At 47.0% G+C, this 26,421-nt stretch carries 24 protein-coding genes; 17 read left to right on the forward strand and 7 right to left on the reverse strand.

Features of this window, described 5'->3' with window-relative positions:
* Positions 1 to 58: 58 nt before the first annotated feature.
* The 7 genes from flhB (at position 59) to D3795_RS08980 (ending at position 7,823) form a co-directional block, all read left to right on the forward strand.
* A complete protein-coding gene (gene flhB / locus D3795_RS08950) occupies positions 59 to 1,201 on the forward strand; it encodes a flagellar biosynthesis protein FlhB (protein WP_156268052.1) in 1,143 nt (380 codons plus the stop codon).
* A complete protein-coding gene (gene flhA / locus D3795_RS08955; RefSeq protein WP_216648954.1) occupies positions 1,198 to 3,282 on the forward strand; it encodes a flagellar biosynthesis protein FlhA in 2,085 nt (694 codons plus the stop codon). Before flhB ends, flhA begins: the two co-directional genes overlap by 4 nt.
* Positions 3,279 to 5,381 carry a flagellar biosynthesis protein FlhF gene (gene flhF / locus D3795_RS08960; RefSeq protein ID WP_156268054.1) on the forward strand — a complete coding sequence of 701 codons (2,103 nt, stop codon included), beginning with the start codon at positions 3,279 to 3,281 and terminating at the stop codon, positions 5,379 to 5,381. The genes flhA and flhF overlap by 4 nt, the downstream gene beginning before the upstream one ends.
* 7 nt (positions 5,382 to 5,388) lie before the next feature.
* A complete protein-coding gene (locus D3795_RS08965; RefSeq protein WP_156268056.1) occupies positions 5,389 to 5,880 on the forward strand; it encodes a hypothetical protein in 492 nt (163 codons plus the stop codon).
* A 5-nt stretch (positions 5,881 to 5,885) separates the two neighbouring features.
* Complete coding sequence (locus D3795_RS08970; protein ID WP_310942415.1) at positions 5,886 to 6,587, forward strand: RNA polymerase sigma factor FliA; 702 nt, start codon at positions 5,886 to 5,888, stop codon at positions 6,585 to 6,587.
* Positions 6,588 to 6,623: 36 nt separating this feature from the next.
* Positions 6,624 to 7,103, forward strand: a complete 480-nt coding sequence (locus D3795_RS08975) for a DUF4199 domain-containing protein (RefSeq protein ID WP_156268060.1) — start codon at positions 6,624 to 6,626, stop codon at positions 7,101 to 7,103.
* Positions 7,104 to 7,193: 90 nt separating this feature from the next.
* Positions 7,194 to 7,823, forward strand: a complete 630-nt coding sequence (locus D3795_RS08980) for an OmpA family protein (protein WP_173021014.1) — start codon at positions 7,194 to 7,196, stop codon at positions 7,821 to 7,823.
* Positions 7,824 to 7,909: 86 nt separating this feature from the next.
* Here D3795_RS08980 and D3795_RS08985 read toward each other — a convergent pair whose 3' ends face one another.
* Complete coding sequence (locus D3795_RS08985) at positions 7,910 to 9,058, reverse strand: dicarboxylate/amino acid:cation symporter (protein WP_156268062.1); 1,149 nt, start codon at positions 9,056 to 9,058, stop codon at positions 7,910 to 7,912.
* Between the two features lie 132 nt (positions 9,059 to 9,190).
* Between D3795_RS08985 and D3795_RS08990 the strand changes: the two genes are divergently transcribed.
* The 6 genes from D3795_RS08990 to D3795_RS09015 all read left to right on the forward strand — a co-directional run bounded on the left by D3795_RS08990 (position 9,191) and on the right by D3795_RS09015 (position 14,049).
* Positions 9,191 to 9,730 (forward strand): sigma-70 family RNA polymerase sigma factor, encoded by a 540-nt coding sequence (locus D3795_RS08990; RefSeq protein WP_156268064.1) that lies wholly within the window; start codon positions 9,191 to 9,193, stop codon positions 9,728 to 9,730.
* Positions 9,727 to 10,398 (forward strand): anti-sigma factor, encoded by a 672-nt coding sequence (locus D3795_RS08995; RefSeq protein WP_156268066.1) that lies wholly within the window; start codon positions 9,727 to 9,729, stop codon positions 10,396 to 10,398. The genes D3795_RS08990 and D3795_RS08995 overlap by 4 nt, the downstream gene beginning before the upstream one ends.
* 100 nt (positions 10,399 to 10,498) lie before the next feature.
* Positions 10,499 to 12,070 carry a DUF4331 domain-containing protein gene (locus D3795_RS09000; protein WP_156268068.1) on the forward strand — a complete coding sequence of 524 codons (1,572 nt, stop codon included), beginning with the start codon at positions 10,499 to 10,501 and terminating at the stop codon, positions 12,068 to 12,070.
* An 11-nt stretch (positions 12,071 to 12,081) separates the two neighbouring features.
* Complete coding sequence (locus D3795_RS09005) at positions 12,082 to 12,591, forward strand: Ig-like domain-containing protein (RefSeq protein ID WP_156268070.1); 510 nt, start codon at positions 12,082 to 12,084, stop codon at positions 12,589 to 12,591.
* A complete protein-coding gene (locus D3795_RS09010; protein ID WP_156268072.1) occupies positions 12,584 to 13,579 on the forward strand; it encodes a tetratricopeptide repeat protein in 996 nt (331 codons plus the stop codon). The genes D3795_RS09005 and D3795_RS09010 overlap by 8 nt, the downstream gene beginning before the upstream one ends.
* Positions 13,576 to 14,049 carry a hypothetical protein gene (locus D3795_RS09015; RefSeq protein WP_156268074.1) on the forward strand — a complete coding sequence of 158 codons (474 nt, stop codon included), beginning with the start codon at positions 13,576 to 13,578 and terminating at the stop codon, positions 14,047 to 14,049. The genes D3795_RS09010 and D3795_RS09015 overlap by 4 nt, the downstream gene beginning before the upstream one ends.
* A gap of 3 nt (positions 14,050 to 14,052) precedes the next feature.
* On the opposite strand, the gene mnmE is transcribed toward D3795_RS09015, so the two are convergent.
* The 5 genes from mnmE to rpmH all read right to left on the reverse strand — a co-directional run bounded on the left by mnmE (position 14,053) and on the right by rpmH (position 17,853).
* On the reverse strand, positions 14,053 to 15,426 hold the full coding sequence (gene mnmE / locus D3795_RS09020) for a tRNA uridine-5-carboxymethylaminomethyl(34) synthesis GTPase MnmE (protein ID WP_156268076.1): 1,374 nt from the start codon (positions 15,424 to 15,426) through the stop codon (positions 14,053 to 14,055).
* A 3-nt stretch (positions 15,427 to 15,429) separates the two neighbouring features.
* Positions 15,430 to 17,100, reverse strand: a complete 1,671-nt coding sequence (yidC, locus tag D3795_RS09025) for a membrane protein insertase YidC (protein WP_156268078.1) — start codon at positions 17,098 to 17,100, stop codon at positions 15,430 to 15,432.
* Positions 17,097 to 17,387, reverse strand: a complete 291-nt coding sequence (yidD, locus tag D3795_RS09030; protein WP_156268080.1) for a membrane protein insertion efficiency factor YidD — start codon at positions 17,385 to 17,387, stop codon at positions 17,097 to 17,099. Before yidD ends, yidC begins: the two co-directional genes overlap by 4 nt.
* On the reverse strand, positions 17,324 to 17,635 hold the full coding sequence (gene rnpA / locus D3795_RS09035; protein ID WP_390622208.1) for a ribonuclease P protein component: 312 nt from the start codon (positions 17,633 to 17,635) through the stop codon (positions 17,324 to 17,326). The genes yidD and rnpA overlap by 64 nt, the downstream gene beginning before the upstream one ends.
* Positions 17,636 to 17,718: 83 nt before the next feature.
* Positions 17,719 to 17,853 carry a 50S ribosomal protein L34 gene (gene rpmH / locus D3795_RS09040; protein WP_055439485.1) on the reverse strand — a complete coding sequence of 45 codons (135 nt, stop codon included), beginning with the start codon at positions 17,851 to 17,853 and terminating at the stop codon, positions 17,719 to 17,721.
* Between the two features lie 289 nt (positions 17,854 to 18,142).
* Between rpmH and dnaA the strand changes: the two genes are divergently transcribed.
* The 4 genes from dnaA to gyrB all read left to right on the forward strand — a co-directional run bounded on the left by dnaA (position 18,143) and on the right by gyrB (position 24,247).
* Positions 18,143 to 19,552 (forward strand): chromosomal replication initiator protein DnaA, encoded by a 1,410-nt coding sequence (dnaA, locus tag D3795_RS09045; protein ID WP_156268082.1) that lies wholly within the window; start codon positions 18,143 to 18,145, stop codon positions 19,550 to 19,552.
* A gap of 61 nt (positions 19,553 to 19,613) precedes the next feature.
* A complete protein-coding gene (gene dnaN, locus D3795_RS09050; RefSeq protein ID WP_156268084.1) occupies positions 19,614 to 20,714 on the forward strand; it encodes a DNA polymerase III subunit beta in 1,101 nt (366 codons plus the stop codon).
* An 18-nt stretch (positions 20,715 to 20,732) separates the two neighbouring features.
* On the forward strand, positions 20,733 to 21,815 hold the full coding sequence (gene recF, locus D3795_RS09055; protein WP_156268086.1) for a DNA replication/repair protein RecF: 1,083 nt from the start codon (positions 20,733 to 20,735) through the stop codon (positions 21,813 to 21,815).
* A gap of 11 nt (positions 21,816 to 21,826) precedes the next feature.
* Complete coding sequence (gene gyrB / locus D3795_RS09060; RefSeq protein WP_156268088.1) at positions 21,827 to 24,247, forward strand: DNA topoisomerase (ATP-hydrolyzing) subunit B; 2,421 nt, start codon at positions 21,827 to 21,829, stop codon at positions 24,245 to 24,247.
* A 107-nt stretch (positions 24,248 to 24,354) separates the two neighbouring features.
* Here gyrB and glyS read toward each other — a convergent pair whose 3' ends face one another.
* The gene (gene glyS, locus D3795_RS09065; protein WP_156268090.1) at positions 24,355 to 26,421 is read right to left on the reverse strand and encodes a glycine--tRNA ligase subunit beta; all 2,067 of its coding nucleotides are present in this window, start codon (positions 26,419 to 26,421) and stop codon (positions 24,355 to 24,357) included.

A 26,421-nucleotide genomic window follows, 5' to 3' on the forward strand; every position in this document is an offset into this window, starting at 1 on the left:
GTTCTAACCCCTTTTTTCGGCCCTTCGCTCTTGCTTGTCATCAGCAATAATTGCTGTCATGGCAGAAGAGCAAACAAACGACCAAGAAAAAACAGAGGAACCCTCCGCCCGAAGATTACAAAAATCTCGGGAAGAAGGTCAGGTTGCGCGATCGCGCGAGCTGACCACTTTTGTGATCTTATTCGGTGGTGTTCTGGTGCTTTGGGCGTTAGGAAGCACCATGTACCAAAACCTTGGCTTGGTAATGGAGCAGGCTTTTCTCTTTGAGCGTTTGCAAGTTTCCGAAGCGGGGCCAATGTTGCAAAACGTGCTAGAGCTCGGTCAGTCTGCGCTGTTCTCGCTATTACCGCTGTTTGCCGTGATGATGGTTCTGGCTCTAGTTGCTCCAGCGCTACTGGGCGGCTGGGTCGTTTCAGCAAAAGCGATGGCGCCGAAGTTTAGTAAGCTCAACCCAATTAAGGGCTTAAAACGAGTATTTTCTACTCAGGCGTTAGCAGAACTTGGCAAGGCGATTGCGAAATCGGTGTTGGTTGGCAGTGTGTTGATGCTGTTTTTGTGGGATCAGAAAGCAAATTTTCTGCGTCTCATGAGCCTTGAGGTAAAACAGGCGCTAGGTGAAGCCATGAGTATGGCTGCGCTCGCCTGCTTTTTAATGATTCTAACCTTGTTGGTGGTGGTTGCTTTTGATGTTCCGTTTCAGTTATTCACGCACACCAAAAAGCTGCGCATGTCGAAAGATGAATTGAAACGCGAAAACAAAGAAACCGAGGGTGATCCGCATGTCAAAGGTAAGATTCGTCAACAACAACAAGCCATGGCTCGTCGTCGCATGATGACCGAAGTACCCAAAGCAGATGTGATTGTGACCAACCCGACGCATTATGCAGTCGCATTGAAATATGATGATAGTAATATGGGCGCCCCGCGCGTTGTCGCTAAGGGAACCGACCTCGTAGCACAACGTATTCGTGAGCTTGGTGACGAGCATCAAGTGCCGCGCTTAGAGGCACCGCCCTTAGCGCGGGCATTGCATATGCATGTTGATTTGGGGCATGAAATTCCTGCGCCGTTGTATACAGCTGTAGCCGAAGTTTTGGCTTGGGCATTTCAGTTAAAACGAGCTCGTGAGGGGGCTGCGCTGACGCCGCCAACACCAACCAATATTTCAGTTCCTGATGATTACGAGGTACCAGCACCATGAAGTTAAGCATGAATGCCCTAGCAGGGAGCTTCAGTTCGGCACGCTTACAGGTTTTAGTTGGGCCAGTACTCATCCTCATGATTTTAGCGATGATGGTGCTGCCGTTACCACCATTTGCACTTGATTTTCTATTCACGTTTAACATTGCGCTGTCGTTAATGGTTTTGTTGGTGAGCATGTTCACTGAAAAGCCACTTGAGTTTGCTGCTTTTCCAGCGGTTTTGCTGTTTTCGACCCTGCTACGCTTGTCACTGAACGTTGCTTCAACCCGTGTTGTGTTAATGGAAGGCCACAACGGTGGCGATGCCGCCGGTAAAGTCATTGAGGCGTTCGGACAGTTCTTGGTGGGTGGTAACTTTGCTGTTGGGTTGGTGGTGTTCTTAATTCTCGTTGTCATCAACTTCATGGTTATTACAAAGGGCGCGGGGCGTATAGCCGAAGTGGGCGCTCGCTTCACGCTTGATGCCATGCCCGGTAAGCAAATGGCTATTGATGCTGACTTGAATGCTGGTTTAATTGGCGAAGAAGAAGCGCGTCGTCGTCGTCAAGAAGTCGCACAAGAAGCAGAATTCTACGGTTCAATGGATGGTGCCAGTAAGTTCGTTCGAGGCGATGCTGTTGCTGGCATGATTATCATGGTGGTCAACATTATTGGTGGCCTATTGATAGGTGTTATGCAACACAACATGAGTGCCGGTGCTGCAGCAGAAACTTACGTGTTGTTAACCATCGGTGATGGTTTGGTTGCACAAATTCCTGCCTTGATCATTTCAACCGCTGCTGGTGTTACGGTTTCTCGCGTAAATACCGAGCAAGATGTGGGGCAGCAGTTAATCAAGCAACTGTTTGTCAGCCCCAAAGTGTTAATGCTATCAGCCGGCGTCATTGGCATGCTGGGCCTAGTACCGGGAATGCCCAACTTTGTATTCTTGTTGTTTACCGCGATGTTAGGCGGTTTCGCATGGTACTTACACAAGCAGCAAACCGCTGAAAAAATGGCTGCAACGCAGTCTGAGCAAGTGGCGCCCGCGCCGTCATTCAGCGCACCAGAAGCCAGTTGGAATGACGTTCAGTTGGTTGATACGTTGGGGATGGAAGTTGGCCACCGTTTAATTTCCTTGGTAGATGATACCCAGCAAGGTGAACTACTTGGCCGCATTAAAAGCGTTCGTAAGAAGTTCGCACAAGAAGTAGGTTTTCTACCACCAGTTGTTCATATTCGCGATAACCTTGAGTTAAACCCCAACACCTACACCATTACCTTGAAAGGTGGAGAAATTGGGCGCGCCGAAATTTATCCAGATCGCTGGTTAGCGATCAATCCAGGTCAGGTGAGTGGTGAAGTTGAAGGTATCGACACCACAGACCCTGCGTTTGGTCTTCCCGCGAAATGGATTAGTCAAGATCAACGCGAACATGCTCAAATCTATGGGTATACAGTTGTTGACGCGAGTACCGTGGTTGCGACGCATCTTAACCATCTATTGCAACGTTACGCATCTGACTTGCTCGGTCGTCAAGAAGTGCAACAGTTGGTTGATAAACTATCAGAAGAAAACAAAGGCTTAGTCGAAGATGTGGTGCCAAAATGTGTTACCGTAACCACGTTACAGCGTGTGCTACAAAACTTGCTTGAAGAAGATGTTTCGATTCGCGATTTGCGCACTATTTTTGATACGTTGGCTGAGTTTGAAGGGCAGCAAGCTGATGCTCATGAATTGACGGCGCGTGTTCGTATTGCTCTTGGTCGAAATATCACGCAGAAATGGTTTGGTGGCGAGCGCGAATTGCAGGTGATTGGTTTAGATGTTTCGCTGGAAAATATGCTGTCACAAGCGTTGCAACAAAACAGTTCACTGGAACCAGGATTAGCGATGACGTTGCAGGAACAAACTCAAAAAGCACTGCGTCAGGCAGAAACGCTGGGCTTGGCACCTGTGTTAGTGGTGCCGCATCAGTTGCGCCCGTTATTGTCGCATTTCTTACGCCGTCAGCTCCGTGATTTAGTGGTAATATCGCAAGCCGAAATTCCAGATGACAGAACCATTAAAGTAGTCAGTGTTATTGGAGGGTCACAATGACCATTAGGCGCTTCCGAGCAGCCAGCCACAAAGATGCGATGCGCAAAGTCCGTGATGCACTGGGCGATGACGCAGTTATTGTTTCATCACGTAAGACAACGCAAGGTGCAGAAATTTTTGCCATTGGTGAAGCCGATTTGGCAAAGCTTCATGATGCTGAAGATGAGTCGGCAACCACAACACCAGATTTTTCCGGCATTGCTCAGCAGTTATTGAGCGATGTTCAAGATATGCGTGCCATGCTACATCAACAGCAAGGCGACAAAGTGCCGGACGACAATCGTAAACGGCTGTATCGACAGCTTCGCGCAGGGGGGTATAGCGATACACTGAGTCGTCAATTAGTCGCGTTACTGCCGTCAACATTAAATCACTCCAATAAAACTTATGCTGAAGCACTAAAGTGGCTACAACAGCAAGTTGTCGCACGAATTTCCCACCAGTCAGACATGCAAGTACATGATTGGGAGTTGCTTCAACATCAAGGCGTGATGGCACTTGTTGGGCCAACTGGTGTGGGTAAAACCACAACCACTGCGAAGCTAGCTGCGAATTATGTCATGCAACATGGCAACGATAGTTTGTTGTTGGTGACTACCGATAGCTATCGTATCGGCGCGCAGCAGCAACTAGCGATATACGCCGAGCTGCTTGATGTGCAAATGCACGCATTGGCGGATGGCGATACGCTAGATTCATTGGCAGAAAAGATGCAAGGCAAGCGTTTGGTATTGGTTGATACCGTCGGCATGAGTCAGCGTGATCAGCGCCTCGCGCAAAAAATTGCGGCACTTGGCAGCGCCGAGAATCATGATTCGACGCGTATCGTGTTATTGCTGAATGCAGCGGCGCAACAAGAAACCCTCGATGAAGTAGCTCGTATTTATCAGCGTATTGCCAGCGAAAGTGATTTGACTATCCACGATTGCATTTTGACAAAATTGGATGAAACGGCGCGCATGGGTGGTGTATTGGATACCGTCATACGACATAAACTGACGGTTCAAGCCACTTCATCAGGGCAACGTGTTCCTGAAGATATTCAAGTGCCGGATGTGGAGCAATTGGTTGCGGACTCATTGACGGCTGAGGTCAGTCAGTCAGCACTCGCTGAAACGGAGTGGGAGCATGGCGATGAAAAGCTCGAACCGTCGCAAGTATTCGCACACGGCCATTTAATTCAATCGAGCATGCAGGCGTTGCGCCATCAGGTACCACATTTTCAAGAGCTTGTGCAGGCTTGGAAGCATAGGGTATTGCCTGAAAGCTGGGTCAACACAGCGTTTCCTGATGAACTCAATATGATTCGATGGGCGGCGCCACAACCGTTGCAAGGTTGGAATCATTTAACACCGCATTTAGGTTTAAGTAAGCAAGGTTTGCCGTTACTGCCGCCGGTTCTTCACAGCGCTGAAGAACCAGTGTTACCCGATATGGCGTTAGCGCCGGTGCAATTGTTTGATTATCTGCCGCAAACCGACTTGCTGGGCGTTTTTTCTGAACATCAAACGGGTTGGTTAGCTACGTTGAATCTGAATCACAAAGTACAGGTTCAAGGTCAGTCGCGAGCCGTTAGCGAGTTGGTCAAAAAACACAGTATTCCCTTAAGTAAGCACACTATTCTTTATCGTGGCGAGCGTCGCCGTCTTGAACTTACCGTTGCTGCGGCAGAATCAGAACAGACTCAGCAATTGGTTCAAGTGGTGTATGGCGAGTTACATGGCGGGCCGAGTAAGAACCCAATACAGCGCCGTTATTGGTTAGCTGATGGCCATTGCACAGCAGAACAAGTGGTTGAGCGTGCGCGCACCATGATGCAGCTGGAAGAATATGCCCGACTGACGCGTCTGGCATGGCGTGCTTTAGGGAAACTTGATTTAGACGGCGACACGCAATTGGCTTTAGCCGGGGCATTAGCTGCAGTGACCTTGCACGTTGAATATCATGGCGCCGCGCAGTTTGCTGGGTTAAGAGGCGAGCTTCTTAGTATTAGTGGCAAGCGCGGTCGCGTTCAAGGTGATAAACTGCTTCCCGCAATTTTGCACGTGATGCATGCCTACGAGTCATTAGTGGCAGCAGGCCGTGAAGTAGAGGCATAAGTTAAGTATGAGTGATCAGGCAGCAAGTTTGCGGCAGTGGGCAGCCAAGCGTAATGGTGATGACCAGGCAAACGAAGCCGTATCAGAAAAAGTATCTGCGACGAAAGCGGCCGATAACCTGGAACAAGTTGTCGTTCTTGGGTTGCCTAAATTGAATGAAGAGTACGCGCTGAAGGCCGCGTCAGTGTTTCATCGCTGGGCAGAAGATGGTATGAAATGGGTTGGTACTGCTGATAGATGGCGCGTTATTCCGGTATCGATAGACTACCCTGAGTTTGATAAGTTAGTGGCAAACTACCCGCGTTGGGCAATTTGGGTAGAGGGCGATTTAGATAGCTTTCAACGGGCCTATCGCGCGTTAAAACGAATTCATGAAGTGAATGGGCCGCAGCGAATTATTGCGCTGCATCCACCGATGGCGCGAAAAGGGCTGTTAGCGAATATCCAAACGGTTGCGCGCCAATATTTCAACATTGATGTTTTGGTATTTTCGGGCTGAAAATTATGTATACAGCTGAAGGTAAGTTCAACAAGCACAGTATAATCGAACAGTATTATCCACTGGTTCGGCGCCAAGCGTTTAGCTTAAAAGTTAAACTGCCTGCAGGCGTTGATGTGGATGATTTGATTCAAGCTGGTGTTGAAGGCTTACTGAGCTGTGTCGACCGTTTTGATCCTGATTCGGGTGTGGCATTTTCGACTTATGCTCATCAACGTATTCGTGGTGCGATGATTGATGAACTGCGTAGTCGCGATTGGCTCCCTCGCAGTGTTCGGCGCAATGGTCGCGAGTTAGAGCAAACCATTCGTAAACTAGAGCAGCGACTTGGGCGCCCGCCCGAAGAACGCGAAATTTCCGCAGAATTGAACATGGATTTGAACGAATACCATCAATTATTGCTCGATACCAACAATGGCTTGGTTTTGTCATACGACGAAGTGGTATTTGAAACTCCCGGTAATGAAACTAACGATGACGAAGATACAGAGCCAGAAACTCAAATTGGCAATGCGCAGCTAAAGCAGCTATTAGTAGAAGCAATTGATATGCTTCCTGAGCGTGAAAAATTAGTCATGACGCTCTATTATCAAGAAGAACTTAACCTCAAAGAGATTGGCGCAGTACTCGATGTTACCGAATCACGTGTATCGCAGTTACATAGCCAAGCGATCAAACGAATTCGAGCACGGGTTGCCACCGATTAACCCAAACAACGTACTCAAAGTACAAGTAGGTGCTTGATGAATAATTATAAATTAGAAATTCGTTGGGGCTTTATTTTTAGCGTCGCCATGTTGCTGTGGGTGTTGATTGAACGTGTGGTTGGTTTGCACAGCACACTGATTGCTCAGCATGCAATATGGACGAACTTATTCGCGGTGGCTGCAATTACCATTTATGTACTTGCCTTACGGCAGAAACGTACGCATGAATTAAACGGCGAAATGACCTGGAAACAAGGGTTTATGTGCGGTGTTGGTATCACTATTGTAGTGGCCATTCTCTCGCCGCTAACGCAGTGGCTCGCCCATACTTTGGTGTCACCGCACTTCTTCGCCAATATGGTGGAGTATGCCGTAAGCAGTGGCAATATGACCGAACCTCAAGCGCTCAATTATTTCTCTCTGCAAAGCTACATGATTCAAGCAGTCATTGGTGCCGTTGTTATGGGCGTGATTACCTCGGCTGTGGTAGCTTTATTTGTGCGAAATAAGAAGTAACGAAGCGTTAATTTCAAGCAAACACAAAGGCAGAAAATCTATACTGTGCTAAATTGTATGTAACGTTCAGTTGCAAAAGGGAATATCAGCATGATGAAGAAATTAGCAGTAGCAGTGGCGGTATCTTCGCTTGTGGTTACCGGCTGTGCCAACATGAGTAATACGCAAAAAGGCGCGACCATTGGCGCTATTGCTGGTGCCGTTATTGGTAAAGGTACCGGCGATCACGATAAAAGTCGTTATGTATGGGGTGCCGTAGCTGGCGCTATTGCAGGCGGTGCTATTGGTGCTTACATGGACAAACAAGAACGCGAGTTCCGTGAAGAGTTAGCAGGTAGCGGCGTTCAAGTTATTCGTGATGGCGACAATATTCGTCTGCAATTACCAAGTAACGTGACGTTTGCCGTTGATAGCACGACTATTGCTTCAAGCTTTGATCCAGTGCTTGTTGATGTTGCGAAGGTACTTAACCGTTATGAAAAAACCACGATGTTGGTGGAAGGTCATACCGATAGTACAGGTGACGCCAACTACAACCAACGTTTGTCAGAGAATCGCGCGTTGGCTGTACGTAATCACTTGGTAGGCAATGGTGTTGACCAGCGTCGTGTGACTACTGTCGGTTATGGTGAAACCATGCCGGTAGCAGATAATAGCACTGCTGATGGCCGTCAACTCAACCGCCGTGTTGAATTGCGAATCGTGCCGAACGAAGCCTAATTCGAAGGTCTTCTGGTAATAAAAGAAAAGCCGCTGATGATATCAGCGGCTTTTTTGATCGTTTTTATAAAGAGTTTAATAGTGCGTTATTCGGCTTTAGATGCTTGGTTTACCAAAAGCGCGATGGCGCCATCGCCGGTCACGTTACACGCCGTACCAAAGCTGTCTTGTGCCATATACAGCGCAATCATTAACGCAATGGCGGTTTCACCGAAGCCAAGCATTGAACCCAGTAAACCGACCGCAGACATTACCGCACCACCAGGTACGCCTGGCGCCGCCAGCATCACCACACCGAGCATGAAAATAAATGGCAGGATGGCTAAGAATGATGGAATTGCTAAAGCGCTGTGCAAATACATCACCGCGATGGTGCAACTGACAATCGTAATGGTCGAGCCGGCTAAATGCGTTGTTGCACATAATGGAATCGCAAAGTTGGCGACATCGTCATTCACTTTATTTGCTTTGGCGCTGCGTAAAGTCACTGGAATGGTTGCAGCGCTCGACATGGTGCCTAATGCCGTAAAGTAAGCTGGCAGCATGTTCTTAATGAGCGTCACAGGGCTGATACTGGCTTTTAACCCAGCCACCGTAAACATGCTGATGATATACACCCAATGCAGTGCTACAGCGAGTAACAAGACGATACCGAATGTTTTAAGCGTACCAAATACGGTGCCTGCGGCAGCCATTTCAGCAAATACGCCAGCAATGTAAAACGGCAATAGTGGAATGATGACCTTACCGAGAAGTAACTCAATAATGTCTCGGCCTTGGTCTGAAATTTGTTTGAGTTGTTCTGCGCGAGTTGCGGTGATACCAAGCCCGAAAATAAACGCTAAAACAAGCGCTGTCATGATGCCAAACACGGGCGGCATGTCGAGAGTGATGAATGGCTCTAAAACCTTAGCATCGGCAGTCTGAGCGGTTTTAGCAGCGGTGGTTAACATCGGTACGACAAAACTCGCGACAAAATATGCAACGGTACCCGCCACAATGGTTGATAGGTAAGCGATACCCAAGGTGCGGCCAAGCAATTTGCCAGAATTCTGTGGTAAACCAGCGATACCACTGGTGATAAAGAACAAAATTAATAACGGAATGGTAAAGAATAATAATTGACCGAATAGCTCTTTGAACGTTAATAGTAGTTGGGTGACCCATTCAGGCGTATAGAGCCCAATTAATGTGCCAACGGTAATACCAATGATAAGTTTTATGATTAACCCCATGGTGTTCTCTCTTTTGTGACCCTTGCGGATTTTATAGTGAGGGTAGTGTAAGGCGTTTCACCTAAATAAGTGAATCTAAATAGCGAGCAAGATCGTAACTTAAGTATTACCACAATAAAAAGGGAAATAACTATGTCGTCACCACTTTCGTTGGAGAGGGAGCTTCAGCAAATTGCACTGGGTGACCGAGAAGCGTTCAAGCGCCTGTATCAGGCAACGTCCGCTAAGCTTTACTCAGTCAGTTACGCTATTGTTCGTCGCGAGAGCGCCGCCGAGGATGCTGTTCAAGACACCTTCATCAAAGTTTGGCATCGGGCGTCAGATTACAGCGTTACCAAGGGCTCAGTCATGAGCTGGCTAATTAGCATGGTGCGTTATCGGTCAATCGATTTGATGCGTAACCGTCATAACAGCATGCAATATGAAGATACACCCGACCAGCTACCAGCTGTCGATACCTTAGATAAGTCCTTAGATTCATTGCACGAAAACCATCAACTCAAGCTATGTATGGATGAATTGCAGCCGCAAACCCGTCACTGCCTGCAGCTTGCCTATATCAATGGCTTGAGCCATCAAGAAGTAAGCGATTACTTGAGTGAAGCGTTGGGTTCAGTGAAGAGTTGGATTCGTCGTGGCTTGGAAAATCTTAAAAGGTGCCTAAAACGATGAGTGATAAAACTGAAATTCAACATCAATTAGCTGCGCGCTACGTTATTGGTAGCATGCGCGGTGGCGCCAGAAAACGCTTCATGCGCTTATTAATGACTACCCCTGCGCTACGCGAACATGTGACTTTTTGGGAGCAGCACCTTTATGCGCTAACGGATACAGTGCCTGAGCGCGAGGTGTCTCCGAAAGTTTGGAATCAGATCGAGCGTCGATTGGGTTGGACACAAGCTGAACAGAGTCGCAATACATGGTGGTTGTGGGGATTCTCGGCGGCGGCGGCTTTATTACTGCTTAACTTGCTTACTTTTGTGGCGCCATTTACGCCAACGCCGCAGGCTATTGAGCGCGTGGCTGTGGTTCAAAATGATGATGCACAAACGCTGTGGCTAATAAAACAGCAGGGGCAAACGTTAATGGTAAACGCTGTTGGTAACATCGAGCAGAGAGCCGATGCCGATTATCAGTTGTGGATGTTACCGCAATCGGGGTCAGCGCCTATTTCGCTTGGTTTATTGCCGCAACAGGGTGAACGGGTTCTAACAATAGACACACAAATCAATTTAAATGATGTTGCAGCACTTGCTGTTAGCCGCGAGCCACTTGGTGGTTCACCACTTGATGTGCCTACGGGGCCAGTGGTTTTTGTAACCGATATTGTCATACTTTAAAAAAGTTGCATCTAATATGCTCTCTCAATCGTTACTTGGGTAAGACCCATAAGTTTTTCGGGGTTGGAAATCCAATTTAAACGATTGAGAGGGCATTAATATGAACAACAAGACTTTGTTTACAACAACAATACTAGGCGTTGCCATTGCTGCCTCGACAGCATTTGCATCAAGCCACCGTGAAGCGCCGAATATTGCGCGTTTACCTACACTAGATTCAACAGACTTCTATCTATTCAATAGTTATGAATTAGGGCGAGAAGACTACGTCACAATCATCGCCAACTATATTCCATTGCAGGATGCTTACGGTGGGCCAAACTATTTCGCCATGGATCCAGCAGCGGTATATGCATTACACATTGATTCTGATGGCGATGCGGTTGAAGACGTGACGTTTGAATTTCGCTTTAACAACGAAATAGCTGGCGTGACGTTGCCGGTTGGCCCTGACGCGATTAACGTGAGTGTACCGCTTAAACATGTTGGTGGCATTGCTGCGGGCAACAACGCGACGTTAAATTACAACGAGACATACAGTTTAGCGGTGGTTTCAGGGGCACAAAGAAGTGGTTCAAGCGCCGCTGTTACTGGTGTTAATGGCGAAACAGCGTTTGTTAAACCCTATGCTTATGTTGGTGAAAAAACCTTTGGTTCGACTGCAGACTATGAAGCTTATGCGAACCAATACATCTATGACATTTCAATACCAAACTGCAGTGCGCCAGGGCGCGTGTTCGTGGGTCAACGCAAAGACTCCTTCACGGTAAATCTTGGTGAAACCTTCGATTTAGTGAACTATGTTCCTGTTGAAGGAGATAGTGCACCGGGTGCTGGCGATGGTGGCGGCTTCCCTGGAGGTATTACGCAGTCGATTAACAATGACGATTTGAACGATAAGAATACCAATACGATTGCACTGGAAGTACCGAAGTCGTGTTTAGTTGGCAATGGTAACGGTGTTATTGGTGCTTGGACAACAGCAAGTTTACCGCAGGCACGAATCTTGAATCCGAATGCCGTGGCGAGCAAACCAGAAGTTAATGGTGGTGCATTAGTGCAAGTATCGCGACTAGGCTCACCGCTTGTGAATGAATTGGTAATTGGTATTGATGATAAAGATCGGTTCTCATCAGCACACCCTTCAGCTGATGGACAGTTTGCAACCTACGTAACTCACCCGACATTGCCGGTGATATTGGATATTTTATTCCGCGATGCCGTTAATGCCACGTTGGGAACCAATTTTGAAACAATTGCACCGACTAATTATCCACGGACCGACTTGGTAGCGGCTTTTTTAACGGGGTTTGCGGGGGTTAATCAGCAAGCGACCGTGACCGCATCTGAAATGCTACGTCTGAATACAGCGATACCTGCCACACCAGCCGATTTACAATCGAACTTTGGTGTAGCTGGTAATGATTTAGCTGGCTTCCCGAATGGACGTCGCCCCGGTGATGACGTGGTCGATATCGCATTACGGGTTGTGATGGGTGCGCTTTGTCATGACATTCCAGTGAACGGTCAGCCTACTAACCTAGGTTTCTGTGAGCCAGCTGATGCAAATGTTGGTACGGCACCATTTACTGACGGTGCGCCGTTAGATAGCAGTTTCTTTAATACCAGCTTCCCTTACTTGCTAGCGCCGCTCGCTGGTTCACCGCAATAAGGAGATTTGTCATGAAAGCAATGATGATAAAAGTAGCTACTATTGTTGGTTTAAGTGTTGGTATGTCGGGTTGCTTCGATTCTGACGCAAACATAAATACCGCGCCAGAGGCGATTTCTACGCGCATTACTACATCAACTGAAACACCGGTGATGGGACAATTATCTGCAGCAGATAGTGAAGAAGGCGAATTGATTTTTTCACTTGATGGAGAGCCAAGCGAAGGAATGGTGACAGTCGCCAGCGATGGTAGTTTTACTTACACACCGCGAGCGGAATTCGTCGGGAGTGACTCATTCACGTTTCGTGTTTCAGATGGTCAGTTTTCATCTCGAGGAAGTGTTTCGATTACCGTTGAAGAGTTGGTTGTGTCGTTTCGTACTGCGGTACGAGCAGCGTTTGACCAGTCAACACAGGCGCAGCCAATTTCGGTAAACGGACGTTCGTATCAGCAAGATGTTACAACTACCGCAGAGTTTGACGACCTTATTGCTGCTGGTGAGGTTTCAGGAAATGACTAGAGTTACCAAGCGATCACCTTTCCTCATGGTGGTGTTGGTGCTGGGCAGCGGCGTTGTCGCCGCAGCCCCTTTCTCTGATGCGAAACACTACGCCATGTTGGTGCAGGAAGGAAAGCATGAAGCAACGCATTCGTTTCACCAAGATGCCGAAGTAATATGGCGACGAAATCAGTCGCTCTTGGTTGATATGGAGCCATTACAACAAGCTCAGTGGTATCTAGCGCGAGCGGATTTCCTACAATTTGAGCACCGCTTTGAAGAAGCGCTGCAAGCTTTAGATAAAGTTGAGAAAACCGGTTTTCTAGTAAGCAACGCATTGCTTATACGGGCTCGCATTTCATTGACTATTGGTGCGCTTGAAGACGCTCGTATGGCCTGTCAAAACCTTCGGGTATTGGTTCCGGTTGATACTTGGGCGACCTGCTTATTGGAAGTTGAAGGACGCAGCGGTGAACTTCCGCAATCGTATCAAGCATTAAAACGCATAGCGGCTCGAAATATTGATATGTCAGATGAAGTATCAGCATGGCGTTTTCAAATACTTGCCGAACAAGCACAGCTGTTGGGGTATTACAACGAAGCATTGCAATGGTTAGATAGCGCTAACTACGCAGCTCAACCGGTTGTCGCTCAGAAACAAATACTCGATATTTGGTTTAAACAGAATAGACCTGAAGTGGCTTCAGATGTTATGCCTCGTTGTCCAGAGCCCGACAGTCTGTTTCCCGATAGTCTTATCGTTCGTTTTGCTCGTGCAGAACTGGAAAGTAGCAGCCAGTTGACCTGCTGGCGTTCATTAGCATCTGAACGTATTGAAATTAGGGAATTACGCCACGACCGTTTGCACACCGCTGATATTGCTTACTATCACACCTATGTGAGTGGCAATGCGAAAGCGGCGGTCTATTGGGCTGAGTTAACGGTTGCAGTTGCTCGAGAGCCTTTTGATTATATGCTGCTAGAAGCAGCGCAGGAGTTGAGACCTTGAAAACAAAATTAAATCTCTTACTGCTTTTAGTGATAATGGGTGTGTCTGGGTCGGCATTGGCACATCGATTTAGTACCAGTTTCTTGACCATGTCGTCGGCAACAGAGGGAACACAGAGTTGGACATGGCGCATAGTTGAACATGATCTTGATACGCTAGTAAATTCGCATCATCTAACTAAGTCAGAGTCAGATGACAAGTGGTTAGACGCTATTGTGAAGCGCTTAATAAGCGTTAACGAGGGCTGTGAGGTGCAAGTAGAACAGTCGGGAAATATGCTCGAGACTGTTTATGCAGGGCAAACGTACGTTGATTTAAATGGTCAGATTATTTGTGTAGGAGGCAGTTTGTCAGAGCTTTCTGTTGAAACGGTATTTTCGTCAATTAGCGACCATAAGGTTGTGCTAGCGATACCGTCAAATTCAACGAAACAGGTATTGAGTTTGAGCCAGACAAACTGGAAAAAATAATGATTATTTCCCAATACAGAAGCTGCTAAAGATTTTGCCGAGTAAATCATCCGAGGTGAATTCGCCGGTTATTTCATTAAGGTGTTGCTGGGTGAGGCGAAGTTCTTCGGCCAGTAACTCGCCGGCTAGATTCATTTCTAATTGTTCTTGACCAACCATGAGATGTTCGCGCGCGCGCTCGAGGGCATCAAGGTGACGACGACGCGCCATAAAGCTACCTTCACTGGTGGCAGTGTAGCCAACGCAATGTTTTAGGTGTTCGCGTAAAAGATCAATACCGCGGCCGGTTTTAGCGCTCAGATGCAGTACTGGAATGCCGCCGATATCTTCAATCGTGACCGGCTCTTCATTTAAGTCCACTTTGTTGCGAATGACCGTGAATGGTAAATCGTCAGGTAGCTGTTCAAAGAACTCAGGCCAAATGTCAGCGGGGTGTACTGCGTTGGTTTCTATTGCATCCACCATAAACAACACGCGATCAGCACCGCGAATTTCGTCCCAGGCGCGCTGGATACCAATTCGCTCAACTTCATCTGGGCTTTCTCGGAGTCCGGCGGTGTCAATGATATGTAACGGCATACCATCAATTTGGATATGTTCGCGCAACACGTCACGAGTGGTACCGGCTATGGCGGTCACGATGGCTGATTCTCGGCCTGCTAACGCATTTAACAGTGATGATTTACCGGCATTTGGTCGACCGGCAATCACAACTTTCATGCCTTCGCGCAACAGCGTGCCTTGTTTTGCTTGTACCATGACCTGTTGTAGGCGGTCGATGATGCCTTCAAGATCAGTGGCGACTTTGCCGTCGCTAAGAAAATCAATTTCTTCATCCGGGAAGTCAATCGCAGCCTCAACGTACATACGCAGATGAATCACTTGATCAACAAGTTGGTCTATCTCGTGTGAGAATCCGCCCTGTAGGCTTTGTAGGGCGGCTTTGGCTGCTTGTTCTGAAGTCGTATCGATGAGATCGGCGATGGCTTCCGCTTGCGTTAAATCAAGCTTGTCGTTCAGAAACGCACGCTCGCTGAATTCGCCGGGACGAGCGGGGCGTACATCGGGGAAATCCAGAATGGCTTTAATGATCATGTCAATGAGTACAGGGCCGCCGTGACCTTGTAGTTCAAGTACATCTTCACCAGTAAACGAATTTGGACCTTGGAAAAATAGTGCAATGCCCTCGTCGAGCACAGCACCATGAAGGTCTTTAAACGGCAGGTATTCGGCTTTGCGCGGGGCTGGGCAGTAACCTAGCATGCGCTCGGCGACACTGCGTGCCGCCGGCCCACTAACTCGGACGATGCCAACACCACCACGCCCTGGAGGCGTGGCTTGTGCGACGATCGTGTCGTTCGTTAGCTCAAAGTCCATCGCTTATTTCTTCTTGCGACGTTCCATCATGCCTTTCTTTTCAAGGCCACGATAGATCCACTGCATCTGACCAATGGTAATTAAGTTACTGCTCAACCAGTACAGTACCAGACCTGCAGGGAACCATAGGAAGAATACGGTAAAGATAACAGGCATGTATTGCAGTAATTTTTGTTGCATCGGGTCGGTAGCAGGAGTTGGTTGTAACTTCTGCATAATGAACATCGATGCACCCATTAAAATAGGCAGAATGTAGTAAGGGTCTTTCGCAGACAAATCGTTAATCCAGAGGAACAACGGTGCATGACGAAGCTCTACGCTTTCTAAAAGTACCCAGTACAAGGCCAAGAAAATAGGCAACTGAAGAAGCATCGGTAAACAACCACCCAGTGGGTTTACTTTCTCTTCTTTGTACATTTTCATCATGGCTTGTGACATTTTCTGACGGTCGTCGCCATAGCGTTCACGAAGCGCTTGCATTTTTGGCTGAATCATCCGCATTTTCGCCATGGACACGTACTGTGCTTTGGTCAACGGATAGAGCAACGCTTTAATGATGATGGTGATGGCGATAATCGACAGACCCCAGTTAATGAGGACGCTTTGTACTAACTGAAGCAATTTGAAGATTGGTTGCGCAAGCCACCACAAGAAGCCGTAATCAACGGTTAAGTTTAAGTCTTCAGCAACCATTGCCATAGCATCTTGATCTTTTGGACCAACAAACAGTGTTGAACGTAGTTGTGCTTCAGCGCCTGGTGCTACCGTCGCAGTTGGGTAAAGTACCCCCATAATCGCTTGGTCACCACCAACAATGCGCGAGAATAGTTGTTTAGTGCCTTCGCCTCGTGGAATCCACGCTGAAACAAAATAGTGTTCAAGCATAGCCACCCAGCCCTTTTGGGTTTCGCGGCTTAGGCGTTGGTCGCGCATATCGTCAAATGCGTATTTTTCGTAACGGTCTTCATCCCATGAGTAGGCACCACCTTTATAGGTTGGCATCATCATGTTGCCCGAGCCTTCAGTCATGATTTGCTTAAGTTGGGCATAAAACTGAACTTGCTTATGGCTGCCTGTCGCGTTGCGAATGGTATAAACCACGTCTATGGCGTAAGAACCTTTTGAGAAGATGAAGGTTTTAGTTATTTGGCTACCATCTTCAAGCGTGTAGTGAAGAGGTACTTCAAGCTTATCACCGGTTAATTGATAATCAGTTTGTTCTACGTGGAACACTGGGCGGCCTTGCGCTGAGTCTGTTCCATCGGCGCCAACAAGGCCTGATTGAGCAATGTAGAGTTGGTTAGAATTTGCGTGCAACAACTCAAATCGCTCTTCTGAGTCTTGAGTGCGGGCAAATTGAAGAAGTTGAGCGTTAACAACATCACCGCCGTGGGTGTCGATAACCACATCAAGTACGTCAGTTTTCACCTGCACGCGTGGGTTATTCGATGCGTTGGTTGTAGCTGGCAAACCACTGTCGGTAGATTCTGGAACCGAGCTATCAGTAGCAGCTGGAGCCATGCGTGCTTCAGGCACACCGGAATCTGTCGATTGAGTTTGTTGGGTTTGCGCCGCTTTTTGTGTACCCGGTGCAGTATCAATAAGCCAATTTTGGTAGAGGAAAAAGCTCACTACCAAGAAAGCGATAAACAAGATAGAACGTGGCGAATTCATAAGTCCTTCGTCTCTGTTTTACTTTGATTCGTTGTTTCCGTTTCACAAGATTCAGTACCTGGAACCGGGTCGAAGCCACCTGGATGCCCTGGGTGACATTTGAGAATACGCTTACTGGCAAGCCAGAAGCCTCGAATGATACCATGCTTTTGGATTGCTTCGATGGCGTATTGTGAACAGGTTGGCGTAAATCGACAACGCGGCCCTATCAGCGGACTAATAATTAGCTGGTAGAGTCGGATGAAACCGATAGGTACTGCGCGCAACGCTTGCTTAAGGTTCGCCATAAGTAATCCAAACGTTGCTGCAACTCTTCCTGAGAAAGATCAACAACACCGTTTTTTCCAATCACGATAATATCGAATGCCGGTATTTTATGCTGTTTTAGACGAAAACTCTCGCGAATCTTGCGTTTTATTCGATTTCGATCAACAGCGCGCTTGGCTCGCTTTTTTGAGAGCGTGACGCCAATACGAGGAAAACCGAGATTATTTGGGGTAGCAAGCATGGTGAGTTCAGCCGTGACAGCTTTCACCGGGGGATTATCGAAGACTTTCTGAAAGTGCGCGGGAGTTAACAGTCTTAACTCCCGCCCGTAAGCGTAATTCTGCTTCAATATTATGCAGACAGAACTTTACGGCCTTTGGCACGACGGCGAGCCAACACTTGACGACCGTTTTTCGTTGCCATACGAGCACGGAAACCGTGAGTGCGCTTGCGCTTCAATACGCTTGGTTGAAATGTTCTTTTCATGACGTTACTTCCGTATTCGAGTTACCTAAAAATTTAGAGCGCGAATTCTAACGGTTAAAAGGATCAAAGTCAACGTAAAAAGCTATCCACAAATGGAAGATGAGAATGATTTTAATTGTGGATAAGCACTCGTCGTCGATGCAGTAAATTTGTTGCAAATGCTAGCGATCCTGAGGTGCTTTTAGTACAATCAAATCAATCCAGCCGATGCTAAAAACAAAGGATCGCTACCGATCTGGCTTTAGCTATCGCGACTAATAATTATAACTGACAATATCGGGAGACAGGTGTGAATAAATCGCTTTGGCAATTATGCGCAGATAGACTGCAAAGCGAATTAACCGCGCAGAATTTCAATACCTGGATCCGTCCACTTCAATCTGAAGTCGAAGACAACGTTCTTACCTTATACGCGCCCAACTCATATGTTGTTGATTGGATCAAAGATAAATATTTGAACCAGATTAACGACTACCTAAATGAGCTTGCTACAGAGCGTGGTGAAAAGAGTCCACGAGTTTCTTTCCGGGTTGGTGGTGTTGAAAAGAAACCAACGGGTAATGGTGTAGCAACAAGCACGACTGCTAGCCGCCCAGTATCAACACCAGCCGCTGCACCAGCACCGCGCCAACCTCGCGCAACGCCATGGAATGCAACGGATGCCCCAGCCCCTGCTTTTGAGTGCAATATTGATGAAGAGTATACCTTTGATAACTTCGTGGAAGGTAAGTCGAATCAACTTGCGTTGGCAGCGGCACATCAAGTAGCGGAGAATCCAGGTAGCGCTTATAACCCGCTGTTTGTATATGGTGGTACTGGGCTAGGTAAAACCCATTTGTTACATGCTGTCGGTAATGCTATTCGTACCCATAAGAAAGATGCGAAAGTATTCTATATTCGTGCCGAACGTTTCGTTCAAGATATGGTGAATGCGCTAAAGAATAGTACGATTGATGAAATGAAGCGCTATTATCGTTCCGTTGACGCGTTGCTGATTGATGACATTCACTTTTTCTCGAATAAAAAGGGTACACAGGAAGAATTCTTCCATACTTTCAATGCGTTACTTGAAGGTAACCAACAAATCATTCTTACCAGTGATCTGTATCCGAAAGAAATCGAGGGCTTAGAAGATCGACTACGTTCGCGGTTTGGCTGGGGTTTGACCATTGCGATTGAGCCGCCAGAGCTAGAAACACGCGTGGCTATATTGATTCGTAAAGCGCAAGAGCGTGGAATTACCTTACCTCATGAAGTAGCTTTCTTCATTGCGAAACGGCTTCGCTCAAACGTGCGAGAGTTAGAAGGCGCTTTGAACCGTTTGGTGGCAAATGTGAATTTAACTGGGCGGCAAATAACAATCGATTTCGTGCGCGAAGCATTGCGAGATTTGATTGCAGCACAAGAAAAGTTAGTTACGATTGAAAATATTCAAAAGACAGTGGCTGAGTACTACAACATTAAAATGTCAGATATGCTGTCTAAGCGTCGCTCGCGCTCAGTTGCTCGTCCTCGCCAAATGGCGATGGCATTAGCGAAAGAATTGACGAATCATAGTTTACCGGAAATTGGCGATGCCTTTGGCGGGCGCGACCACACGACGGTATTACATGCGTGTCGGACGATTGCAAAATTAAAAGATTCACAGAACGATTTAAAAGAAGATTATCGTAATTTAATTCGAACGCTGTCGGCGTAACGTTTAGTTTTGAGTAAAACGCGGCGAAGCGACAAGGAACAAACAACAGGGGAATGTGGGTATGAAATTTTCCATCAGTCGTGATGCTTTTTTAAAGCCACTTCAAGTTGTCAGCGGTGCAGTTGAGCGCCGACATACCATTCCGATTTTATCGAATGTACTCATTCAAGCATCGTCGGATCAGGTACGGCTTACTGGAACAGACTTAGAAGTAGAACTCGTTTCTTCATGCGCTATTGAGGGCGGTGAAGCAGGTGAAGTAACCGTTCCTGCGAAGAAGTTGGTCGATATTGTTCGCAGCCTGCCAGACGGTGCGACGGTAGAATTTAGCGCATCGGCAGACAAAGCGATGATTCGCTCTGGTCGAAGCAAGTTCACGCTAGCCACGCTACCCGCACAAGATTTCCCTAATATCGACGACTGGGATAGCGATATCCAGTTGGTGACAAGCCAAGCAGTTTTAAAAGATTTAATGGAACGCACGCATTTTTCCATGGCGAACCAAGATGTTCGTTACTATCTAAATGGTATGTTGTTTGAAACCGATGTAAATATTTTGCGTACCGTCGCAACAGATGGTCACCGTTTAGCAATGAGTAGCTGTGAGATTGGTCAACCGAATCTTGCTGCACGACAGGTGATTGTACCGCGCAAGGGCGTGATGGAATTGCTTCGTCTTCTCGACGATGTTGAGAACGAAGTGAAGATTTTAATTGGTAACAACCATATTCGTATTGAAACAAATGGGATTGGATTTACCAGCAAATTGGTTGATGGCCGATTCCCTGACTACCGCCGTGTACTTCCAAGTGGCGGCGACAAAGTGGTTGTGGCTGAGCGCGAAGTGTTGAAGCAAGCTTGTTCGCGCGCTTCAATTCTTTCGAATGAAAAGTACCGTGGTGTCCGTGTTAATTTAAGTTCTGGTGAGATGTGTTTAACAGCTAACAACCCAGAACAGGAAACCGCTGAAGAAGTGATTGAAGTCGAATATCAGGGCGAGCCGTTAGAGATTGGCTTTAACGTTAGCTACTTGATTGATGTATTGAACACCGTACAAGGCAGTAAGGTGAAATTCACGCTTTCAGGTTCTGACGCAAGTGGACTTATTGAAGATAACGACGACGATTCGTCGTTGTACGTGGTTATGCCAATGCGCCTGTAAAAGGCGCATTGCTGTCGTATGTATCTCGAGTCGTTGTCGCTTACAAGCTTTCGGAATTTCGCGTCGGTATCAATCACGCCAAGTAAAACGGTGAATATTATTTCCGGAGCAAATGGCAGCGGTAAAACGAGTTTAATCGAGTCGATTTATTGCTTGGGTTTTGGCCGTTCGTTTCGACCTGGTACTTTTCGCCAATTGATTCGACACGAAGACGACCAGTTTGTTGTATTCGCCCGCGTAACCGAACAAAGCGGTGAAAAGCATCAAGTTGGTTATCAGCGAAATCACGTGGGCGAAGTACAACTACGAATCGACCAAGCGAAAGAGAAACGATTTTCGGCATTGGCACGAATGGTGCCAGTTCAACTGATGACACCTGAAAGTATCGAATTAATTTTGGGTGGCCCGAAGGTAAGAAGGCAGTACATAGATTGGGGAGTGTTCCACGTGGAACATTCCTTTTACAGCGATTGGGTTGGTTTTGCTAAATTGTTGAAACAACGCAACAGCTTACTCAAGATGAAGCGATTTCATCAAGAACATCGCTACTGGGACGAACAATTTGCTAGTTTCGGTGAGCGCATTCATGCGCATCGCGAAACCTATGTTAAAGGATTCGTTCCCGTATTAGCACGACGTTTGGCAGAGTTTTTGCCGAACTATAATTTTGAGTTTCAATTGCGGTCTGGTTGGGAAAAGGGTGTTACCCTCGCTGAGGCGCTCGCAAAACATCGTGAACAAGATTTACGATATGGGCATTCAACGGTCGGTCCGCATAAAGCTGAGCTTAGAATACTGGCCGACGGAGAGGATGTTAAAAACCTTCTTTCACGTGGGCAGTTGAAGTTACTTGTTGCCGCACTCAAGTTGGTACAAGGTGAATACCTTCAGCAGAAAACTGGCGTACAATGTATCTACCTAGTGGATGACATTACAGCCGAATTAGATTCGGTCAGTCAGCAGAAGTTTTGTGGTGCGCTCGTCGCATCCAAGTCACAGGTTTTTGTATCGGCGATTGATGGTAGTGACATAAGTTCGCTCCTCAAAACTGAAGATACGAGAATGTTCCACGTGGAACATGGAACCGTCAAGGAACAATAGAGAAGCTAATTATGGCAGAAAACAATTACGATTCGTCCAGTATTAAAGTCCTTAAAGGGCTTGATGCAGTTCGCAAACGCCCCGGAATGTACATCGGTGATACCGACGATGGTACCGGCTTACATCACATGGTTTTCGAAGTTGTCGATAACTCAATCGATGAAGCGTTAGCAGGGCACTGCAAAGATATTCTTGTGACGATTCATTCCGACGGATCAGTATCAGTTCGAGATGATGGTCGTGGTATTCCGGTAGACATCCACTCAGAAGAGGGTGTATCGGCAGCACAGGTTATCATGACCGTACTGCACGCCGGTGGTAAGTTCGATGACAATTCATACAAGGTTTCGGGCGGTCTGCACGGTGTTGGTGTGTCTGTTGTAAACGCTTTGTCAGACAAACTATTGCTGACGATTCAACGTCAAGGTCACATCTATCAGCAAACCTATAACTTGGGTGACCCAGTAGAGCCGTTGGCGCAAATCGGTGATACTGATAAAACCGGTACAGAAATACGTTTCTGGCCAAGCCCAACCATCTTCAGCGATATCGAGTTCCACTACGATATTCTTGCGAAGCGATTACGCGAACTGTCATTCCTGAATTCAGGCGTTTCAATCATTCTTAAAGATGAGCGAAACGAGCGTCAAGACCACTTCAAATACGAAGGCGGTATTTCTGCCTTTGTTTCATATTTGAATAAAAATAAAACGCCAATTCACCAAAACGTTTTCCATTTTAGTACTGAGCGGGAAGATGGCATTTCAGTAGAAGTATCTATGCAATGGAATGATTCGTTCCAAGAGGGTATTTACTGCTTTACGAATAATATTCCTCAGCGTGATGGCGGTACGCACTTAGCTGGATTCCGCGCTGCACTGACTCGAACGTTAAATACCTACATGGAGAAAGAAGGTCTTAATAAGAAATATAAGACCAACGCAACGGGTGACGATGCGCGTGAAGGCTTAACCGCTGTTGTGTCTGTGAAGGTGCCTGATCCTAAATTCTCTTCGCAAACGAAAGATAAGCTTGTCTCATCTGAGGTGAAATCTGCAGTTGAGCAGACGATGAACGAGAAATTAGCAGAGTACCTTTTAGAACAACCGGGCGACGCTAAGATTATTGTCGGCAAAATTATCGATGCAGCACGAGCTCGTGAAGCAGCACGTAAAGCACGCGAAATGACACGCCGCAAAGGCGCTTTAGATTTAGCTGGCTTACCGGGTAAGCTTGCGGACTGTCAGGAAAAAGATCCTGCCTTGTCTGAACTCTACATCGTGGAGGGTGACTCTGCGGGTGGTTCTGCGAAGCAGGGCCGTAACCGCAAGAACCAAGCAATTTTGCCTTTGAAGGGTAAAATTCTAAACGTTGAGAAAGCACGATTCGACAAGATGCTATCATCGCAAGAAGTTGCAACGCTCATAACCGCACTAGGTTGTGGTATTGGACGTGATGAATATGATCCAGATAAAACGCGTTATCATCGTATCATTATCATGACCGATGCTGATGTCGACGGCTCGCATATTCGTACATTGCTGTTGACCTTCTTCTATCGTCAAATGCCAGAGCTTATTGAGCGTGGTTATATGTACATTGCTCAGCCTCCACTTTATAAAGTGAAGAAGGGCAAGCAAGAAACCTACATCAAAGATGATCCGGGTTTGATTCAGTATCTGACCAGCCTTGCACTTGATAGTGCCTCTTTGCACGTGACGAGCGATGCGCCAGGTATCAGTGGTGCTCACCTCGAAACATTGGTGAACGATTACCAGCTGGCTCAAAACTCAATTAAACAGCGTTTATCACGTCGTATGCCTGAGGCCTTTCTTCAACGCTTGCTCTATGCGCCACGTTTGACAGAGGAAATGCTTAAAAATCAACAGGCTATGACTGATTGGGCAGGTGCATTGCAAAATGATCTCACAGCGCGTGAAGTTAATTCGGCAACATATACCTTATCTGTTCAACATGACGAAGAACGTAACTTCTATTTACCAGTTGTTATCGTGCGTCGTCACGGTATTGATACACCGTATCCTCTGAGCTACGAGTTTTTGATGTCTCGCGATTACGATCAACTCGTTTCAATTGGTGAGAAGATCAATGGTTTGGTTGAAGCGGGCGGCTTTGTACGTCGTGGTGAGAAAGAGAAACCGGTTAGTGACTTCGTTGAAGCCGTTGAGTGGTTAATCAGTGAGTCGAAGCGCGGTATCTACATCCAGCGTTACAAAGGTTTGGGTGAGATGAACCCGGAACAATTGTGGGAAACCACAATGGACCCGGAAACTCGCCGTATGCTCCGCGTAACAATCGAGGATGCGATCGCTGCGGACCAACTGTTTACGACTTTGATGGGTGACGATGTTGAACCTCGCCGTGCATTTATTGAAACGAATGCATTGAAGGTTGCTAACCTTGACGTGTAGTCACGTCCTAGTGAACAAAAAAGGGAGCCAATCGGCTCCCTTTTTTATTTTTGGAAACAAAGAATCTAGGCCAGTTATCAAGTAACCTGAATCTTATGCGTCTTAGTTTAATTTAAAACCGAAATATCCGCAATTTGTAAGAACAACTCACGGAGATTTTGTAGCAAAGCGAGTCGATTCTGTCGTACTGCATCGTCATCCGCGTTTACCATCACGTTATCAAAGAAGGTATCTACCGGTTCTTGTAACGACGCAAGCGAAGTAAGTGCGGCGGTATAGTTACCAGCCTTTAAAGCACCCTCAGAGGCCTCTCTAGCATCATTAATCGCGTCACTTAATGCACGTTCTGCACCTTCCACCAGCAAGTTAGTATCTACCGTCGTTGGCAGAGAACCTTCAACTTTCGCCAAAATATTGCTTACACGCTTATTCGCTGCTGCGAGCGCTTCTGCTGCTGAATGACTTCTAAACTCAGTCACAGCTTTCACTCGAAGATCAAAATCAACAGGCTTGGTAGGGCGTCGCGCAAGTACTGCTTGAATAACGTCTACTGCGATACCCTGTTCTTGATACCAAGTACGGAAGCGGCCTAGCAAGAAATCGACTACATCTTGTTGAACATCTTTCGCTGTTAACAGCGTTCCAAAGCTCTCTGCCGACTGTTTAACTAATACTTCTAAATCTAGGTTATAGCCGCCTTCAACAATAATCCGTAACAAACCGATTGCGGCACGACGTAGTGCAAATGGGTCGCGGTCACCTTTTGGCGTTTGGCCAATACCGAAAATACCCACCAAGGTATCGAGCTTATCCGCAATTGCAACGGCTGCACCTTCTGGCGATTGTGGCAAATTATCACCGGCAAAGCGTGGCAAATAATGCTCAAAAATTGCTTGCGGTACACCAGCGGCTTCGCCGTCGTGACGCGCATAATGCATACCCATCACACCCTGAGTCTCAGGGAATTCTAATACCATTTGCGAGGCGAGGTCGGCCTTACATAAATAGCCAGCACGTTCTGCAACTGACGCATTAGCACTTAAATCTGCTGCAATTAAAGCTGCAACCTTTGCAATGCGATCAGATTTGTCCTTAATAGAACCAAGCTGTTTCTGAAACAAAATGTTAGCTAGGCCATCAACCCGATCAGCTAAACGAACCTTTTTGTCCGATTCAAAGAAAAACTGTGCATCGGCTAGGCGAGGGCGCACCACTTTTTCATTACCAGAAGTGATTTGCGCCGGGTCTTTCGACTCAATGTTGGTAATAAAGATAAACGCCGGTAGCAAGTTGCCTTGTTCGTCCTCAAGCGGGAAATAACGCTGATCGTCTTTCATTGTCACAATCAACGGCTCTTTAGGAACCGATAAGAATGACTCATCAAACGAAGCTGACAATGCCACCGGCCATTCTACTAACGCGGTAACTTCGTCAATTAAATCGGCGTCTTCAACAACGCGGCCGCCCAGTTCTTTGGCTAACGTAGCAATACCAGATACGATCATTTCACGGCGCTTTGCGAAATCACCCACAACCCAAACCGACTCGAGAGCTGCTTCATAGCTATCAGCGCTCTTTAACGCCGTACCTTGAGGAGCGTGAAAACGATGTCCTTGAATATGATTATTAGAGCTCACGTCTAAAATGGTGCCTGGAATCAAATCTGAACCGTACATCATGGTGACTGTTTTAACGGGGCGAATAAATTGCGCGGTGCCGTTACCCCAGCGCATGGGCTTAGGAATCGGTAACTTTTTCAATGCCGCAGCCACAAGTTCGGGCAATACTTCCGCCAGAGGCTGGCCTTGAACTTCAGCTTTATAAAGCAGCCATTCGCCTTTATCCGTCACTAACCGTTCAGCTTCTGCAACGGTAATCCCGTTGCCGCGCGCCCAACCTTCGGCTGCTTTAGTCGGATTTCCGGCGTCATCAAAGGCAACATTGACCGCAGGGCCACGCTTCTCAACGACTTTATCAGTTTGTTGCGAGGCCAATTTTTCTACTTGAATAGCTAATCGACGCGGCGTTGCAAACGATTTCACGCTCTCAAAACTGAAGTCATTTTCTTTTAACAAGTTACTCAAGCTCTCAGTAAAGGATTCGCTTAAGCCTTTCAATGCTTTCGGAGGTAGCTCTTCAGTGCCAATTTCAACTAATAACGTATCGTAGCGCAC

It is taken from the genome of Pseudidiomarina andamanensis (assembly GCF_009734345.1).
GTDB lineage: Bacteria > Pseudomonadota > Gammaproteobacteria > Enterobacterales > Alteromonadaceae > Pseudidiomarina > Pseudidiomarina andamanensis.